This window comes from Pseudomonas sp. FG98 (assembly GCF_057808595.1).
In genome coordinates, this window is sequence record NZ_JBMDIJ010000003.1 from 70,511 (window position 1) to 88,454 (window position 17,944).

14 protein-coding genes are annotated in these 17,944 nt (G+C 64.2%); 8 read left to right on the forward strand and 6 right to left on the reverse strand.

Translation table 11 applies throughout. The features are described from left to right. Positions 1–326 precede the first annotated feature (326 nt). The gene (locus ACODSK_RS03255) at positions 327–971 is read right to left on the reverse strand and encodes a DedA family protein (protein ID WP_489013852.1); all 645 of its coding nucleotides are present in this window, start codon (positions 969–971) and stop codon (positions 327–329) included. 208 nt (positions 972–1,179) lie between these two features. Here ACODSK_RS03255 and hemB point away from each other — a divergent pair, with 208 nt between their 5' ends. Continuing rightward, complete coding sequence (hemB, locus tag ACODSK_RS03260) at positions 1,180–2,190, forward strand: porphobilinogen synthase (RefSeq protein WP_489013853.1); 1,011 nt, start codon at positions 1,180–1,182, stop codon at positions 2,188–2,190. A 19-nt stretch (positions 2,191–2,209) separates the two neighbouring features. Further along, on the forward strand, positions 2,210–4,453 hold the full coding sequence (gene ppk1 / locus ACODSK_RS03265) for a polyphosphate kinase 1 (protein ID WP_489013855.1): 2,244 nt from the start codon (positions 2,210–2,212) through the stop codon (positions 4,451–4,453). On the opposite strand, the gene ppx is transcribed toward ppk1, so the two are convergent. Further along, positions 4,440–5,942, reverse strand: coding sequence for an exopolyphosphatase (gene ppx, locus ACODSK_RS03270; protein WP_489013856.1), 1,503 nt, complete (start codon positions 5,940–5,942; stop codon positions 4,440–4,442). The two genes, ppk1 and ppx, sit on opposite strands and share 14 nt — an antisense overlap. A gap of 240 nt (positions 5,943–6,182) precedes the next feature. Between ppx and trxA the strand changes: the two genes are divergently transcribed. The 5 genes from trxA (at position 6,183) to ACODSK_RS03295 (ending at position 11,494) form a co-directional block, all read left to right on the forward strand. Continuing rightward, positions 6,183–6,509 (forward strand): thioredoxin TrxA, encoded by a 327-nt coding sequence (trxA, locus tag ACODSK_RS03275; protein ID WP_489013858.1) that lies wholly within the window; start codon positions 6,183–6,185, stop codon positions 6,507–6,509. A gap of 227 nt (positions 6,510–6,736) precedes the next feature. Next, entirely contained in the window at positions 6,737–7,996 is a 1,260-nt protein-coding gene (rho, locus tag ACODSK_RS03280) for a transcription termination factor Rho (protein WP_075802844.1), read from the forward strand. 127 nt (positions 7,997–8,123) lie between these two features. After that, a complete protein-coding gene (gene ubiD / locus ACODSK_RS03285) occupies positions 8,124–9,590 on the forward strand; it encodes a 4-hydroxy-3-polyprenylbenzoate decarboxylase (RefSeq protein ID WP_489013859.1) in 1,467 nt (488 codons plus the stop codon). Next, positions 9,590–10,558, forward strand: coding sequence for a CDP-6-deoxy-delta-3,4-glucoseen reductase (locus tag ACODSK_RS03290; protein ID WP_489013860.1), 969 nt, complete (start codon positions 9,590–9,592; stop codon positions 10,556–10,558). The genes ubiD and ACODSK_RS03290 overlap by 1 nt, the downstream gene beginning before the upstream one ends. A gap of 285 nt (positions 10,559–10,843) precedes the next feature. Next, positions 10,844–11,494, forward strand: a complete 651-nt coding sequence (locus ACODSK_RS03295) for a gamma-glutamylcyclotransferase (RefSeq protein WP_489013861.1) — start codon at positions 10,844–10,846, stop codon at positions 11,492–11,494. 106 nt (positions 11,495–11,600) lie between these two features. On the opposite strand, the gene ACODSK_RS03300 is transcribed toward ACODSK_RS03295, so the two are convergent. Continuing rightward, on the reverse strand, positions 11,601–12,578 hold the full coding sequence (locus ACODSK_RS03300; protein WP_489013862.1) for an NADPH:quinone oxidoreductase family protein: 978 nt from the start codon (positions 12,576–12,578) through the stop codon (positions 11,601–11,603). Positions 12,579–12,741: 163 nt separating this feature from the next. Here ACODSK_RS03300 and ACODSK_RS03305 point away from each other — a divergent pair, with 163 nt between their 5' ends. Then, positions 12,742–13,149, forward strand: a complete 408-nt coding sequence (locus tag ACODSK_RS03305) for a flagellar basal body-associated protein FliL (protein WP_489013863.1) — start codon at positions 12,742–12,744, stop codon at positions 13,147–13,149. Here the strand turns inward: ACODSK_RS03305 and ACODSK_RS03310 are convergent, their stop codons facing one another. From ACODSK_RS03310 to ACODSK_RS03320, 3 genes are read right to left on the reverse strand one after another with little or no spacing between them, the layout of a single operon-like run. Further along, complete coding sequence (locus ACODSK_RS03310; RefSeq protein WP_489013864.1) at positions 13,150–14,259, reverse strand: ABC transporter permease; 1,110 nt, start codon at positions 14,257–14,259, stop codon at positions 13,150–13,152. Next, complete coding sequence (gene rbbA / locus ACODSK_RS03315; RefSeq protein WP_489013865.1) at positions 14,259–16,979, reverse strand: ribosome-associated ATPase/putative transporter RbbA; 2,721 nt, start codon at positions 16,977–16,979, stop codon at positions 14,259–14,261. The genes ACODSK_RS03310 and rbbA overlap by 1 nt, the downstream gene beginning before the upstream one ends. Then, positions 16,976–17,941 carry an HlyD family secretion protein gene (locus tag ACODSK_RS03320; RefSeq protein WP_489013866.1) on the reverse strand — a complete coding sequence of 322 codons (966 nt, stop codon included), beginning with the start codon at positions 17,939–17,941 and terminating at the stop codon, positions 16,976–16,978. Before ACODSK_RS03320 ends, rbbA begins: the two co-directional genes overlap by 4 nt. Positions 17,942–17,944: the final 3 nt, after the last annotated feature.

Below are 17,944 nucleotides of genomic sequence, written 5' to 3' on the forward strand. Positions count from 1 at the left end.
CCGGCTGGCGCCCCGAGGACGTAGCGCGACGTTATCCACAGGCCGGGCAGGATCTGGCGAATTTCCGCAAGTTCGAGGTGCCCCTGGCCTGGCCGCAGCAGCTTTACGTGCTGTTGCAGTTCGCCGTGTACGTGGCGCTGGGCAGTCGCTTGATGGAGGCGGGGCCGCAATTGCCGATGTCGGCGTTGCTGCTGGGGGCGCTGGTGATGGGCTTTGGTCTGTTCGTGCTGGGGGCGGCGCTGGAGAACCGCCCCTGGGCGCTGAAGCTGGAGTTGCTGCGGCTGGCGCTGAACCTTCCCGCGTTTGCCCTGGCCGGGTGGGCCGGGTTAGCGCCGGTCACCACCTTGGGGTGGGTCCTGTTGCTCGCCTACAGCCTGCTCAGCCTGGTCGGCCTGGCCGTGAGCCGCTTCCTGCCTGGCGATGCGCGCGGCCTTGAAGCGTCGGCGCAGCCACAGGCAGCCACCGAGCACCAGCAGACCGCCGAGCACCCATAGCTCGTACTTTTTCACGTTGCCCAGCAGGCCTTCGAGAATGGCGCCGAAGTGATAGGCGGCAGCGCCGAGGGCCAGGGCCCAGATCGCCGCGCCGATGCCGTTGAGCAGCAGGTAGCGGCGCGGTGGATAGCCGGACAGGCCGATGGCCACCGGCATCACCGTGCGCAGGCCGTAGACGAAGCGGAAGCTCAGGACCCAGATGTCCGGATGGCGGCGAATATGCTCCAGCGCGCGGTCGCCCATCATCTGCCAGCGCGGTTTGCGCGCCAGCAGCTTGCGCCCATGGCGCCGCCCCATGAAGTACCAGAGCTGGTCGCCGGCGTAGCTGCCGAAGAAGGCCACCAGCACCACCAGGTTGATATCCATGTAGCCGCGGAACGCCAGGAATCCGGCAAGCACCAGGATGGTCTCGCCTTCAAAGAACGTACCTAGAAAAAGGGCAAAGTAGCCAAAATCTTGCAGGAATTGTTGGAGCATTTTCTGGATGCTGGCGAAATGAACGCGCAGCCTACTCCGTCAGGGGCTTCGGGGAAAGTGTCCAAATGTGTCTCGACGTGAACAATTCCTACAGGGGACAATGCCTGCGTCTGTAGGTCGCAGGGTTATCCCCGCCTGTCACACAAGCGTCATAATGGCCGCTTATAACTGTCGCGCCCGCCTGTCCGCGCGGGCTCAGGAGTCTGCCGTGAGCTTTACCCCTGCCAATCGCCTGTTCCCCGCTACCCGCCTGCGTCGCAACCGTCGCGACGATTTTTCCCGTCGCCTGGTTCGTGAGAATGTTCTGACGGTCGACGACCTGATCCTGCCGGTCTTTGTCCTCGATGGTGAAAACCGTCGCGAGGAAGTCGCGTCCATGCCGGGCGTCGAGCGCCTGAGCATCGATCTGCTGCTGGAAGCGGCAGCGCAGTGGGTCGAACTGGGCATTCCGGCCCTGGCCCTGTTCCCGGTGACCCCGGCCGAGAAGAAGTCCCTCGACGGTGCCGAAGCCTGGAACCCCGAGGGCATCGCCCAGCGCGCCACCCGCGCCCTGCGTGCCCGCTTCCCGGAACTGGGAGTGATCACCGACGTCGCCCTCGACCCGTTCACCACCCATGGCCAGGACGGCATCCTCGATGAAGAGGGCTACGTCCAGAACGACATCACCGTCGATGCGCTGGTCCGCCAGGCGCTGTCCCATGCCGACGCCGGCGCCCAGGTGGTTGCGCCATCGGACATGATGGACGGTCGCATCCAGGCGATTCGCGAGGCCCTGGAACTGGCCGGCCATGTGAATGTCCGCATCATGGCCTACTCGGCCAAGTACGCCAGCGCCTATTATGGTCCGTTCCGCGATGCGGTCGGTTCGGCACTCAATCTGGGCAAGGCCAACAAGGCTTCGTACCAGATGGATCCGGCCAATACCAACGAGGCGCTGCACGAAGTGGCGGCCGACCTCTCCGAAGGCGCCGATATGGTCATGGTCAAACCAGGCATGCCGTATCTGGATATCCTTCAGCGGGTCAAGGACGAGTTCAAGGTACCGACCTTCGTTTACCAGGTCAGCGGCGAATACGCGATGCACATGGCGGCGATCCAGAACGGCTGGCTTTCCGAGGGCGTCATTCTCGAATCGCTCACGGCGTTCAAGCGCGCGGGCGCCGACGGCATTCTCACGTACTTCGCCGTACGTGCCGCACAATTGATGAGAGGGCAGTAACGCCCTTCAGGAACGCAAGATGAATAACGAAGCACTGATCGAAGCTGCGGTTAAGGAAGTCAAGGAAGTGAAGGACGAGGTGGCCGTTCCCGAGCCGATGCTGGAAACCCCGGCGGAGCCCGCTGCGGTTCCGGTGGTGGCCACCGAAGCACCGGCCGTCGCCCCGGCGCCGGCGTTGGTGGTACCGGGCCTGGACGACAGCAGCCTTTATATCCATCGCGAGCTGTCGCAGCTGCAGTTCAACATCCGCGTGCTGGAACAGGCGCTGGATGAGTCCTACCCCTTGCTGGAGCGGCTGAAGTTTCTGCTGATCTTCTCCAGCAACCTGGACGAGTTCTTCGAGATTCGTGTTGCGGGCCTGAAGAAGCAGATCACCTTCGCCCGTGAGCAGGCCGGCGCCGACGGCCTGCAGCCGCACCAGGCGCTGGCGCGCATCAGCGACCTGGTGCACAGCGAAGTGCAGCGCCAGTACGCGATCCTCAACGACGTGCTGCTGCCGGAGCTGGAAAAGCACCAGATCCGCTTCATCCGCCGCCGCCATTGGACTGCCAAGCTGAAGACCTGGGTACGTCGCTTCTTCCGCGACGAGATCGCGCCGATCATCACCCCGATCGGCCTCGACCCGACCCACCCGTTCCCGTTGCTGGTGAACAAGAGCCTGAACTTCATCGTCGAGCTGGAAGGCGTCGATGCCTTCGGTCGCGATTCCGGTCTGGCGATCATCCCGGCGCCACGCCTGTTGCCACGGATCATCCGCGTGCCGGAGGACGTCGGTGGACCTGGCGACAACTATGTATTCCTCTCGTCGATGATCCACGCGCACGCCGACGACCTGTTCCAAGGCATGAAGGTCAAGGGCTGCTATCAGTTCCGCCTGACCCGTAACGCCGACCTGGCGCTGGACTCCGAAGACGTCGAAGACCTGGCCCGCGCCCTGCGCGGCGAGCTGTTCTCCCGTCGCTACGGTGACGCGGTGCGCCTGGAAGTCGCCGATACCTGCCCGAAACACCTGTCCGATTACCTGCTCAAGCAGTTCAGCCTGAGCGAGAGCGAGCTTTACCAGGTCAATGGTCCGGTCAACCTGACCCGACTGTTCAGCATTACCGGTCTGGATAGCCACCCGGAACTGCAATACACCCCGTTCACCCCGGCGATCCCCAAGCTGTTGCAGAACAGCGAGAATATTTTCAGCGTGGTGGGCAAGCAGGACATCCTGCTGATGCACCCGTTCGAGTCCTTCACCCCGGTGGTGGACATGCTGCGCCAGGCCGCCAAGGACCCGCATGTCCTGGCCGTGCGCCAGACCCTGTACCGCAGTGGTGCCAACTCGGAAATCGTCGATGCGCTGGTGGACGCCGCGCGTAACGGCAAGGAAGTCACCGCGGTCATCGAGCTGCGGGCGCGCTTCGACGAAGAGTCCAACCTGCAGATGGCCAGCCGTCTGCAAGCCGCTGGTGCGGTGGTGATCTACGGTGTGGTCGGTTTCAAGACCCACGCCAAGATGATGCTGATCCTGCGTCGCGAAGCCGGCGAGATCGTCCGCTACGCACACCTGGGTACCGGCAACTACCACGCCGGCAACGCTCGCCTGTACACCGACTACAGCCTGCTGACCTCCGACGACGCCCTGTGCGAGGACGTCGGCAAGCTGTTCAGCCAGCTGATCGGCATGGGCAAGACCCTGCGCATGAAGAAGCTGCTGCACGCGCCTTTCACCCTGAAGAAAGGCATGCTCGACATGATCGCCCGGGAAACCCAGTTCGCCCTCGACGGCAAACCGGCGCACATCATTGCCAAGTTCAACTCGCTGACCGATCCGAAGATCATCCGCGCGCTGTACAAGGCCAGCCAGTCCGGCGTGCGCATCGATCTGGTGGTGCGCGGCATGTGCTGCCTGCGTCCGGGCATCCCTGGCGTGTCGCACAACATCCAGGTGCGCTCGATCATCGGCCGCTTCCTGGAGCACACCCGGGTGTTCTACTTCCTCAATGGCGGTGAAGAGCAGATCTTCCTGTCCAGTGCGGACTGGATGGAGCGCAACCTCGACAAGCGCGTCGAGACCTGCTTCCCGGTGGAAGGCAAGAAATTGCTGCTGCGGGTGAAGAAGGAGCTGGAAGGGTACCTGACCGACAATACCCACGCGTGGATCCTGCAACCGGACGGCCGCTACGTGCGCAGCTCGCCGACCGGCAATCAGAACCCGCGCAGTGCCCAGGCGACCCTGCTGGAGCGCCTGAGCAACCCGGTCCTCAGCGTACGCTGAGGATAAAGCCGACCCGGGTCAACCACTCGGCTTCCTGCTCGAAGTCGGCCCGGGTCAGTTGGTTCTCTTCCAGCCAGCCGTCCGGGAAGGCTACGGCCAGGCTGTCGCCGCTGGCGTGGAGTTCCACTTTCGGCATCTGCTGGTTCCCGCGGATGTGGTGGAACAGGATGGCGAAGCGCAGCAGCACGCACAGGCGGATCAGCTTGACGCCTTCGTCGCCGAATTCGGCGAACTTGTCCTTGGGAATGTTGCGCCGGTGGCCGCGCACCAGCAGGGCCAGCATCTGCTGGTCTTCGCGGGAGAAGCCGGCCAGGTCGGAGTGCTCGATCAGGTAGGCGCCGTGCTTGTGGTAGTGATAGTGGGCGATGTCCAGGCCCACTTCATGCACCTTGGCCGCCCAGCCCAGCAGTTCGCGCCAGATCCCGTCTTCCAGATCCCATGCCTTGGCCACCTGGTCGAAGGCGTGCAAGGCCTTGCGCTCGACCCGGGCGGCCTGGCCCTGGTCGACGTGGTAGCGCTCCATCAGCGAGGTCAGGGTGCGCTCGCGTACATCTTCGTGGTGATGGCGGCCGAGCAGGTCGAACAGCACGCCTTCGCGCAGGGCACCGTCGCAATGGTCCATGCGTTGCAGTTCAAGGGCGTCGAAGATGGCTTCGAGGATCGCCAGGCCGGCCGGGAAGATCGCCCGGCGATCGGGCTTGACCCCGTCGAAGTCGATCTTGTCGGTCTCGCCCAGCTTGAACAGCTTGCGCTTGAGCCACGCCAGGCCCTCGGCGTTGACTTCGCCGCTGCCCATGCCGCCGGCCTTGATTGCCGAGCCGATGGCGCGAATGGTGCCGGACGAGCCGATGGCTTCATCCCAGCCCAGGCGGTGGAGGGCGCCTTCGATGCTCATCAGTTCCAGGCGCGCGGCGGTGTAGGCCTGGGCGTAGCGCGCCGGGGTGATCTTGCCGTCGCGGAAATAACGCTGGGTGAAGCTGACGCAGCCCATCTGCAGGCTTTCGCGCAGCAGCGGTTCGAAGCGCTGGCCGATGATGAATTCGGTACTGCCGCCGCCGATATCCGCCACCAGGCGCTTGCCCGGGGTGTCGGCGAGGGTATGGGAAACGCCCAGGTAAATGAGGCGGGCCTCTTCGCGACCGGAAATCACTTCCACCGGGTGGCCGAGGATCTCTTCGGCCCGGCGGATGAATTCGCCGCGGTTGCGCGCTTCACGCAGGGCGTTGGTGCCAACGATGCGCACCGCGCCTGGCGGCATGCCGTTGATCAGCTGGGAAAAGCGCTTCAGGCAATCGAGGCCGCGCTGCATGGACTCTTCGCTGAGCTGCCGTTCTTCATTGATGCCCGCCGCCAGTTGGACCTTTTCGCCGTTTCGCTCGAGGATGCGGATTTCGCTGTGATGGGCCTTGGCGACAACCATGTGGAAACTGTTGGAGCCGAGGTCGATGGCAGCGATCAGGGAAAGGTTCTTGGCAGGGGAGTGGGGCATGGTAATGGCTTCTCGGTCGTTAACCTGGCAATCGTGCCACGATAGTCGGCTTACGCCAACGCGCGACAAGCCAGGGCTTGATATGGCGCAGTTTCGCGTAGGAAATGTGTCTTTTGTGTGACAGTCGATTCGCAAATTCATCATCTATCATAGATACACTCAATCGGTTGCAGCTTCCTGTTGGCAGGCGGGACCGCTATGATGAGCGACGTTTTTTTGCTTACGAACTTGGAGATTTCCATGAGCGATCTGATCAAACACGTCACCGACGCCTCTTTCGAGGCTGACGTATTGAAGGCCGAAGGCCCTGTACTGTTGGACTACTGGGCTGAATGGTGCGGTCCTTGCAAAATGATCGCTCCGGTACTGGACGACATCGCTGAGGAATATGCAGGCAAGCTGACCATCGCCAAGCTGAACATCGACGAAAACCAGGAAACCCCGGTCAAGAACGGTGTCCGTGGTATCCCGACCCTGATGCTGTTCAAGGACGGCCAGGTTGCAGCGACCAAGGTCGGTGCGCTGTCGAAGTCCCAGTTGGCAGCCTTCCTCGACGCCAATCTCTGAGTGTCGAAAAAGCCCCGCATTTGTCGGGGCTTTTCTCTTTCTGGTGACTAGACGCCAGAAAAAGCAGGTGTTACATTCGGCCTCGCACTGATTCTCCAGTGCCCCCTGCACGCCCGTCGCCGCATTCCAATTCGAATTCAGTACGCGATCATTCGCCTCCCGCGGCGCGGCTTCATTAAGCCAGATGCTTAATCTCTCCCTTCTTACATGATTACTCCATTCCCCTTATGAACCTGACTGAACTCAAGCAAAAGCCGATTACCGATCTGCTCGAAATGGCCGAACAGATGGGCATAGAAAATATGGCCCGTTCGCGCAAGCAGGATGTGATTTTCTCCCTGCTGAAGAAGCACGCGAAAAGCGGCGAGGAAATCTCCGGTGACGGCGTGCTGGAGATTCTCCAGGACGGTTTCGGCTTCCTGCGTTCGGCGGACTCTTCCTACCTGGCCGGCCCTGACGACATCTACGTCTCGCCAAGCCAGATCCGTCGTTTCAACCTGCGCACCGGCGACACCATCGTCGGCAAGATCCGGCCGCCGAAAGAGGGCGAGCGTTACTTCGCACTGCTGAAGGTCGACACCATCAACTTCGACCGTCCGGAAAACGCGAAGAACAAGATCCTGTTCGAAAACCTGACGCCGCTGTTCCCGAATGTGCGCCTGAAGATGGAAGCCGGCAACGGCTCCACCGAAGACCTCACCGGTCGTGTGATCGACCTGTGCGCTCCGATCGGCAAGGGCCAGCGCGGTCTGATCGTCGCCCCGCCGAAAGCGGGCAAGACCATCATGCTGCAGAACATCGCGGCGAACATCACCCGCAACAACCCCGAGTGCCACCTGATCGTCCTGCTGATCGACGAGCGCCCGGAAGAAGTGACCGAGATGCAGCGCACCGTGCGCGGCGAAGTGGTCGCGTCCACCTTCGACGAGCCGCCAACCCGTCACGTGCAAGTGGCCGAGATGGTCATCGAGAAGGCCAAGCGCCTGGTCGAGCACAAGAAGGACGTGGTCATCCTGCTCGACTCCATCACCCGTCTGGCTCGCGCCTACAACACCGTGATCCCGAGCTCCGGCAAGGTCCTGACCGGTGGTGTCGACGCCCATGCCCTGGAGAAGCCGAAGCGTTTCTTCGGTGCCGCGCGTAACATCGAGGAAGGCGGTTCGCTGACCATCATCGCCACCGCGCTGGTCGAAACCGGCTCGAAGATGGACGAAGTGATCTACGAAGAGTTCAAGGGTACCGGCAACATGGAACTGCCCCTGGACCGTCGCATCGCCGAGAAGCGCGTATTCCCGGCCATCAACATCAACCGTTCGGGTACCCGTCGCGAAGAGCTGCTGACCGCCGACGACGAGCTGCAGCGCATGTGGATCCTGCGCAAGCTGCTGCACCCGATGGACGAGATCGCCGCCATCGAGTTCCTGGTCGACAAGCTCAAGCAGACCAAGACCAACGACGAGTTCTTCCTGTCGATGAAGCGCAAGTAAGCACTCGCCACACGCAAGAGCCGGGGAAACCCGGCTTTTTGCTATCTGTCTTTCAGACTATTCTGACTCGCCCGGTTCGGCGCTACACTGCCAACCCCGACCGATACGGCCAACACGAGGCTTCTGCATGCAGTATCGCGATTTGCGCGACTTTATCCGTGGCCTGGAACAGCGCTCCGAACTCAAGCGCATCCAGGTCCCCATTTCGCCGGTCCTGGAAATGACTGAAGTCTGCGACCGCACACTGCGGGCCAAGGGGCCGGCACTGTTGTTCGAGCGTCCCACCGGTTATGACATTCCCGTGCTCGGCAACCTGTTCGGCACCCCGGAGCGGGTGGCCATGGGCATGGGCGCCGAGTCCACCGACGAGTTGCGCGAGATCGGCAAGCTGCTGGCCTTCCTCAAGGAGCCGGAGCCGCCGAAAGGCCTCAAGGACGCCTGGTCCAAGCTGCCGATCTTCAAGAAGGTCGTGTCCATGGCGCCGAAGGTGGTCAAGGACGCGCCGTGCCATGAAGTGGTCATCGAAGGCGACGACGTCGACCTCGGCATGTTGCCGATCCAGCATTGCTGGCCGGGCGATGTGGCGCCGCTGATCACCTGGGGCCTGACCGTCACCCGCGGTCCGAACAAGGAGCGGCAGAACCTCGGCATCTACCGCCAGCAGGTGATCGGCCGCAACAAGGTGATCATGCGCTGGCTGAGCCATCGCGGCGGCGCCCTCGACTACCGTGAGTGGTGCGAAAAGAACCCCGGCAAGCCGTTCCCGGTGGCCGTGGCCCTGGGCGCCGACCCGGCGACCATCCTCGGCGCGGTCACTCCGGTCCCGGACACCCTTTCCGAATACGCCTTCGCCGGCCTGCTGCGGGGCAACCGTACCGAGCTGGTGAAATGCCGTGGTAGCGACCTGCAGGTCCCGGCCACTGCGGAAATCATCCTCGAAGGCGTGATCCATCCGGGCGAAACCGCACCGGAAGGCCCCTATGGCGACCACACCGGCTACTACAACGAAGTCGACAGCTTCCCGGTGTTCACCATCGAGCGCATCACCCACCGCACCAAACCGATCTACCACAGCACCTACACTGGCCGGCCGCCGGATGAACCGGCGATCCTCGGCGTGGCGCTGAACGAAGTGTTCGTGCCGATCCTGCAGAAGCAGTTCCCCGAGATCACCGACTTCTATCTGCCGCCGGAAGGCTGCTCCTACCGCATGGCGGTGGTGACCATGAAGAAGCAGTACCCGGGCCACGCCAAGCGCGTAATGCTCGGTGTCTGGTCGTTCCTGCGACAGTTCATGTACACCAAGTTCGTTATCGTCACCGACGACGATGTCAACGCGCGGGACTGGAACGACGTGATCTGGGCCATCACCACGCGCATGGACCCCAAGCGCGACACGGTGCTGATCGACAACACGCCGATCGACTACCTGGACTTCGCCTCGCCGGTCTCCGGCCTCGGCTCGAAGATGGGCCTGGACGCCACCAACAAGTGGCCGGGCGAGACCACCCGCGAGTGGGGCCGGGTCATCGTCAAGGACGAAGCCGTGACCAAGCGGATCGATGAGCTGTGGAACCAGTTGGGAATAGATTGATGCAGGTAACCTTGCAGCCGTCCGGGGCCGTGATGACCCTCAACCCCGGCGAGAGGATTCTGGAAGCGGCGCAGCGCCTGGGTTACGACTGCCCGCAGAGCTGCCGCAACGGCAACTGCCATGTCTGCGCCGCGTTGCTGGTCGAAGGCAGCGTGCGCCAGAACGGCGAAGTGCGCGATCACGGTGAGCTGTTCACCTGCATCGCCGAGCCGCTGGAGGACTGCGTCCTGCTCTGGGACGGTGTGCTCGCCCTGGGCGAGTTGCCGGTGCGCAAGTTGGCCTGCCAGGTGAGCGAGTGCAGTCCGGTGGGCGGCGATGTCTGGCGCGTGCGCCTGCGTGCGCCGGCCGGCAAGGCGCCGCGTTACCACGCCGGGCAATACCTGATGATCGAACGCGAGGGCGGCGACAAGGCTGCATTTTCCCTGGCCTCGGCACCTCACCGTGGTCGCGACCTTGAGCTGCATGTACTGGCTCGCGAGAAAAGCGCCGTGGACCTGATCGCCCAGTTGCAGCGCAACGGCATGGCGCGCATCGAAATGCCCTTCGGCGATACCCACCTGGCCGAGCTGCCCGACGGCCCGCTGGTGCTGATTGCTGCAGGCACCGGCATGGCGCAGATGCATAGCCTGATCGAGCACTGCCGGGTGCGTGGCTTCGCCCATCCGGTGCACCTGTACTGGGGCGTGCGGCGGCCGGAAGATTTCTACGTGCTCGAAGAATGGGCGCAGTGGGAGCAGCTGCCGAACCTGTTCCTGCATCAGGTGGTCAGCGACCAATGCGGCTGGGCCGGGCGCTGCGGCCTGTTGCACGAGGCGGTCTGCGAGGATATCGACGATTTGTCGCCGGTCCACGTCTACGCCAGCGGCTCGCCGAACATGGTCTATGCCACCCTCGATGCATTGGTCGAAGCCGGTATGGATGCGCACCAGATGCGTGCCGATGTATTCGCTTATGCCCCACGCAGGTAACTTCGGTAATAAGGCGCGTTGCAATGACGCGCCTCGTTTAAATAACCAAGCGTGCAAGTAAAGCTTATAAGCGCCGCCTTCCTTTAATTGTTGCGAGCGCCGCGAAAAAGTATCGCTACACTTGCAAAAGTACAGTCGAATATTCCGAAATGCCCGGATTCACGGGCTTTGAGCGCAACGGGGCTTGTTAACGCACCGCTATCTGCCGTACGGTAAGTGTTCAACGAGAGTGTTGGCTTTATAGTGAGGTACTTCGGTATTTCACGAGGATCTTTGGCGGCGGCTATGTCGGTACTTGAACCTGCACCTTTCCCCCAGGCTTATCCCCCGGTGCTGGATTTCGGACAGCAATTGTCTCGGGAACAACTTCTTGAATCGGTCGATAAAACCATGGCCCTGCACCAGGGCGGGCCGGTCTGGCTGTTCGCCTACGGTTCGCTGATCTGGCGGCCGGAGTGCCAGTCGACTGAACGCCGCCGTGGTCGTGTGCATGGTTATCACCGTGGCTTGTACCTCTGGTCCCATGAGCATCGCGGCACGCCGGAATGTCCGGGGCTGGTGTTCGGGCTGGACCGCGGTGGCTCGTGCAGCGGTTTCGCCTACCGACTGCCGGAAGAAAAGCTTCAGGATTCGTTGCTGGCCTTGTGGCAGAGGGAGATGCCGTACCCGGCCTACCGCCCGCACTGGCTGAGTTGCCGCCTTGAGGATGGCAGCAAGGTGCAGGCCCTGGGCTTTGTGCTGGAGCGTCACTTGCCTTGCTATGCGGGGAATCTGCCGGATAGCTTGCTGAGCCATATCCTGGCCAGCGCCAAAGGGCGCTATGGCACCACCCGGGAATATGTGGAGCAGACCCTGCAAGCGCTGCGCAGCCATGCGATGCCGGATCGCAATCTGGAGGCGCGGTATCGGCGCTGTCATTCGCAGCAAGAAAATTGATGTTGCTGTCGAGGGCCCTATCGCCGGCAATGCCGGCTCCCACAGTGATCGCGTGCACCGCTGACCCTGTGGGAGCTGGCGTTGCCAGCGATGAGGCCCTCAAGTCTTACCTGACCTTGACTACCAACTTGCCCAAAGCCTTACGGTTGGCCAGTTGCCCGATGGCCTCTCCCGCCTCCGCCAACGGATAGGTCTTCGACACCAGCGGCTTCAATTTCCCCTCGGCATACCAGGCAAACAGCTGCCGGAAGTTCTCGGCATTGTCCGCCGGCTGGCGCTGGGCGAACGAACCCCAGAACACCCCGAGCACCGCGCCGCCCTTGAGCAGCACCAGGTTCACCGGCAGCTCCGGGATCCGCCCGCTGGCAAAGCCCACCACCAGCAAGCGCCCGTTCCAGGCCAGCCCGCGCACGGCCTGGTCGAACAGGTCGCCGCCCACTGGGTCATAGATCACGTCCACGCCCTTGCCGCCGGTCAGGCGCTTGATTTCGTCTTTCAGGCTGGCCTGGCTGTAGTCGATCAGCTCATCCGCTCCCGCTGCCTTGGCCGTTTCCAGCTTCTCGGCGCTGCTGGCTGCGGCGATCACCCGGGCGCCCATGGCCTTGCCGATTTCCACCGCCGCCAGGCCGACGCCACCCGAGGCACCCAAGACCAGCAGGGTTTCGCCCGGCTGCAACTGGCCGCGCTGGCGCAGGGCATGCATCGAGGTGCCGTAGGTCATGCCGAAGGCCGAGGCGGTGACGAAGTCCATGCCCTCGGGAATCGGCATCACGTTATAGGCCGGCACCGCCACCTGCTCGGCGAAGCTGCCCCAGCCGGTCAGGGCCATGACCCGGTCGCCGGCCTTGAAGGCTCCGGCGCTTTCGCCGGCCACGCTGACCACGCCGGCCGCCTCGCCACCCGGGGAAAACGGCAGCGGCGGCTGGAACTGGTACTTGCCCTCGATGATCAGGGTGTCCGGGAAGTTGACGCTGGCCGCATGCACGTCCAGGAGGATTTCGTTCTTCTTCGGCGTCGGGCTGGCGACGTCTTCCAGCACCAGGTCGCGGGCCGGACCATGGGCTTTGCACAACACGGCTTTCATCTAGGCTATTCCTTTGCGAGTGGTGGCCGATAAGTGTAGGTGTGCGAAGTGCCGGGTCAACGAGCATGGCCTGGCCTGAATAGGCCGGCATAAGCGAGTCCGGGCTTGGGTTTGCAAGGCGCGCTGGGTATGCTGGCGACCAATTGTTTCGAGGAGCGAATTCGTGAAAGCGTGGATCCTGGTGGTACTGGCGCTGATGTTGCCAGCGGCGGCAATGGCCGAAGAAGAGAAGGAAGCGGCGGCACCCAAGGTGTCCTACATCAGCCTGACCCCGCCCTTCGTTGGCAACTACGCCCTTGATGGCAGCCCGCGCCTGCGGGTGTACAAGGCCGATGTGGCGCTGAAGGTCGAAGGCGATGCCGACGCCGCAGCGGTCAAGCACCACGAGCCGCTGATCCGCAACCAGCTGGTGGCGCTGTTCACCCAGCAGACCCTGGACGCCATGAGCAACGTCGAGGCCAAGGAAAAGCTGCGTCAGGAAGCCCTCAAGCAGGTCCAGCAGGTGCTGGAGAACGAAGAAGGCCGTCCGGTCGTCGAAGACCTGCTGTTCAACAACCTGATCGTCCAGTAATCACGAGGCCAGGCTGCGGCGAAAACGCGCCAGGGCGATCGCGAAGAACGCCAGGCCGATCGCCGCCAGGGCCAGCAGGTCCGGCCACACCACGCTTACCCCGGCGTCGCGGAACAGAATCGCGGCGCCGAGGCTGACGAAGTGGGTCGATGGCGACAGCTGCATCACCCACTGCAACCATTGCGGCATGCTGTCCAGCGGCGTGCTGCCGCCCGAGAGCAACAGCATCGGGATGATCACCGGGATCGCCAGCAGGCCGAACTGCGGCGTCGAGCGCGCCAGGGTGGCGAGGAAGATTCCCAGCGCGGTGCTGGCAAACAGGTACAGCGCCGTCACCCCGAGAAACAGCCCCAGCGACCCCGCCAGCGGCACACCCAGTGCCCACTTCACGATCACTTCCAGCGACACCCAGGTGCACAGCACCACCACCAGGGCGTTGCTGGCGATCTTTGCCAGCATGATTTCCAGCGCCGTCAGCGGCAGCACCAGCAGATGGTCGAGGGTGCCGTGCTCACGTTCGCGCAACAGGGCGGTGCCGGTGAGGATAATGGCGAGGATGGTGATGTTGTTGACGATCTGGATCACCGCCAGGAACCAGCCGCCTTCCAGGTTGGGGTTGAACAGCGCGCGGGGTTCCAGCCGGACCGGCGTGCGGTTGGCGGCATTGGCGTAGTCGAGCAGCTCGCGCTCGAAGATCCGCCCGATATACCCCGCGCCCATGAACGCCTGGCTCATTGCCGTGGCATCGACGTTGATCTGGACCTCCGGCGAGCGCCCGGCCAGCAGGTCGCTGTGGAAATTCACCGGGATATTGATGACGAAGGTGAACAGGCCGCTGTCCAGGCTGCGGTCCATCTGGTCGTAGGCCAGCGGCACGGCGGCCTGGAACTCCGGCGGTTGCAGGGCCTCGGCGAGCTTGCGGGAAATCTGGCTGTGATCCTCGTCGACCACCGCCACGCTGGCGTTGTGCACGCCGATCACCGAGCCCGCTGCCGGCATGTAGATGGCCACGCTGAAGGCGTAGAGCAGGAACAGCAGCAAGACGCTGTCATGGCGCAGGCTGGTCAGTTCCTTCAGGCCGAGGCGCAGGATATGGGCAAGACGCTGCATCAGGCCTCCTGTTTCTTCAGCATCACCAGGCTCAACCCGGTGAAGGCGGCGAAGAAGCCCAGCAGCACCAGGCACTGCGGCCACAGCTCGCGCAGGTCGAGGGCCTTGGTGAAGGTGCCGACGGCGATATCGAGGAAGTAACCCGCCGGGAACAGCTGGCCCATCAGCGCCGCCGAGCCGTCGAGGGACGAGCGCGGCACGATCAGCCCGGAGAACTGGATGGTCGGCAGGCTGGTGAGGATCATGGTGCCGAGGATCGCGGCGATCTGGGTGCGGGTGAAGGCGGAAATCAGCAGGCCGAGGCTGGTGGTCGCCAGCAGGTACAGCACCCCGCCGCAGGCCAGGGCCAGGGCGCTGCCCTTGAACGGCACGCCGAACAGCCAGCGGTTCATCGCCACCAGCAGCGCCAGGTTGACCAGACTCACGGCGAGATAGGGCATCTGCTTGCCGAGCAGGAACTCCAGGCGGGTCAGCGGCGTGGCGTAGAAGTTGGTGATCGAGCCCAGTTCCTTCTCACGAACGATACCGAGGGCGGTGAGCATCGCCGGGATAAAGGCCAGGATCAGCGCCATCACCCCGGGCCCGATGGCGTTCACGCTGATCACGTCCTGGTTGTAGCGAAAGCGCGTTTCCAGCTTGACCGCCGCCTGCCGTGGCTGCGCCGGGCTGCTCAGGGCTGCCAGCTGTTCGAGGTTGGCCTGGTGCACCGCCTCGACGTAGTTGCGGCTGGTCTCGGCGCGGAACGGCATGCCGCCGTCGAGCCAGGCGGCCACCACCGGTTGTCGGCCGGCCATCAGGTCGCGGCCGAAGCCCGGCGGGATCTCCAGGGCCAGCTTGATCTCCGAGCGTTGCAGGCGCTGGTGCAACTGGCGTGGATCGCGGATCGGCGGCTGCTCGGCGAAATAGCGCGAACCGCGGAACGCTTCGAGATAGGCGCGGCTTTGCGGGCTCTGGTCCTGGTCGTAGACGGCGAAGGCCAGGTTTTCCACATCCAGGGAAATGCCGAAGCCGAAGATCACCATCATGAACAGCGCCCCGGCCAGGGCGAAGGCCAGGCGCACCTTGTCGCGCAGCAGTTCCTTGCCTTCGCGGCTGGCGACGGCGAGCAGGCGGATCAGGCTGAAGCCCCGGCGCGGTGGCGGGCTGGCGGGTGCGACAGGGCTGTCGAGGCTGGCCTCGGGTGTTTCCGGAGCGCTGCCCTGGGCCTGTTCCAGGCAGGTCACGAAGGCGTCTTCCAGGGTGTCCCCACCGTACTGCACCTGCAGCGCCGCCGGGGTGTCGCAGGCCAGCACCCGGCCGGCGTGCATCAGCGAGATGCGGTCGCAGCGCAGGGCTTCGTTCATGAAATGGGTGGAGAGGAAGATGGTCACGCCTTGCTCGCGCGACAGCTCGATCAGCAGGCGCCAGAAATCGTCGCGGGCGGCGGGGTCGACGCCCGAGGTCGGCTCGTCGAGGATCAGCACCTCCGGACGATGCAGTACCGCCACGGCCAGCGACAGGCGCTGGCGCAGGCCCAGGGGCAGGGCGCCGGACTGCTGGTCGGCGACCTCGCCCAGGTCGAAACGCTCGATCAGCTCGGCGATCCGCGGGGTGCTGTCGGCCTTGCTCAGGTCGAACAGGCGGGCGTGCAGCTCAAGGTTCTGGCGCACGCTGAGCTCGCCATACAGCGAGAAACTCTGCGACATGAAACCGACCCGCTTGCGCGTGGCCAGGTCCTTGGCGTCCACCGGGCGGCCGAGCAGGGTGGCGCTGCCCTCGCTGGCCGGCATCAGCCCAGTGAGGACCTTCATCGTGGTGGTCTTGCCGCAGCCGTTGGAACCGAGGAAGCCGAAGATCTCGCCGCGACCGATGGCGAAGCTGACCTTGTTCACCGCAGTGAAGTCGCCGAAGCGCAGGGTCAGGTCATGGGCTTCGATGGCGATGCTGCCGTCGCTGGCATCGCGGGGCGGGATCTGCAGCGGCTGGCTGTCATGCCGGCTATCGCCCTGGTAGTGGGTGAAGGCTTCGTCCAGCTTGCCGCTGGGGGTGGCGCGGGCCAGCTCGCTGCTCAGGCCCGCCGCGATCAGCTTGCCGCGATCGAGCATCAGGCAATGCTCGAACTGCTCGGCCTCCTCCATGTAGGCGGTGGCCACCAGCAGGGTCAGTTGCGGGCGCTGCTGGCGTACGTGCTCCACCAGCTCCCAGAAGCGCCGCCGCGACAGCGGATCGACGCCGGTGGTGGGCTCGTCGAGGATCAGCAGGTCCGGCTCGTGGATCAGCGCACAGCACAGCCCGAGCTTCTGCTTCATGCCGCCGGACAGCTTGCCCGCCGGGCGCTCGGCGAAGCGGGCGAGGTCGGTGGCCTCCAGCAGGGTGTGCATGCGCGCGTCGCACTCGCTGCGGGACAGGCCGAACAGGGTGGCGAAGAAGCGGATGTTCTCGCTGATCGACAGGTCCGGGTACAGGTTGCCGCCCAGGCCCTGGGGCATGAAGGCGATGCGCGGGTAGAGACTGGCGCGGTGCGAGCGCTTGCGGATCGGTCCGCCGAGCACTTCCAGTTCGCCCTGTTGCAGGCGTTTGACCCCGGCGATCAGCCCGAGCAGGGTCGACTTGCCGGCGCCGTCCGGGCCGATCAGGCCGCAGCGGGTGCCGGCGGGCAGGTCGAAGGCGATATCGTGCAGGGCTTGCAGCGCGCCGTAGCGGTGATTGATTCCGCTCGCCCGCAGCGCCAGCGCGCTCATTGCAGGTTGGCCGGCCAGTCCACGGGGGCGCCGCGCACGTAGCCGGCGCCGGGCATGCCGGGTTTGGCCTGGGGCACGGCGTCGGGGGCGGTCAGGCGCAACTTGACCCGGAACACTAGCTTCTGCCGCTCGTCGCGGGTTTCCACCTGTTTCGGGGTGAACTGCGCCTTGGCTGCGACAAAGGCGATCTTCGCCGGCAGGGCCTGTTCGGGCAGTGCGTCAAGGACGATGCGGGCCTCGTCGCCGACGGTCAGGCGACCGGCCGTCGAGGCGGGCAGGTAGAGGTTCATGTACTGGTCGCTGGGGTCGATCAGCAACAGCACGCGGCCGCCGGCGCCGAGCACTTCGCCCGGCTCGGCCAGGCGCAGCTGGATCACCCCGTCGAGCGGGGCGCGCAGGCTGCTGTCGTCGATTTCGCTGGTCAACTGGGCGACCTGGGCCTCGGCGGCACCGATCGCCGCCTTGATCGCTGCAAGTTGTGCACGGGCGGCGACCACTGCCGAATTGCTGGTGTCGAAGCGCGCCTGCTGCTGGTCGAGCAACTGCTGGCTGGCGTATTTGCGCTGGAACAGTTCCTTGATCCGCTTCAGTTCCTGGCTGGCCAGCAACTGCTCGCTCTGGCGCAGCTGCACGGTGGCCTGGGCGGCAGCGAAGTTCTCCCGGGCGCGCAGCACTTCGGCTTCGGCCTGGCTGCGCTGGGCTTCGAGGGTGCGGGTGTCGATGCGGGCGAGGAGCTGGCCGCGGGCGACTTTGTCACCTTCGTTGACCAACACCTCGGCGAGGCGTCCGGGGACCTTGCTGGCGATCTGCACTTCGGTCGCTTCGAGGCGCCCGTTGCCCATGGCCAGGCCTTCCGGGAGGCGGTCATGCAGGGATTTCCAGTAGCCCAGGCCACCGGCGGCCAGCAGCAGCGCGATCAGTGCGCCGGCGAAGATCTTGGGTGTGTGTTGGCTCATCGACATGGT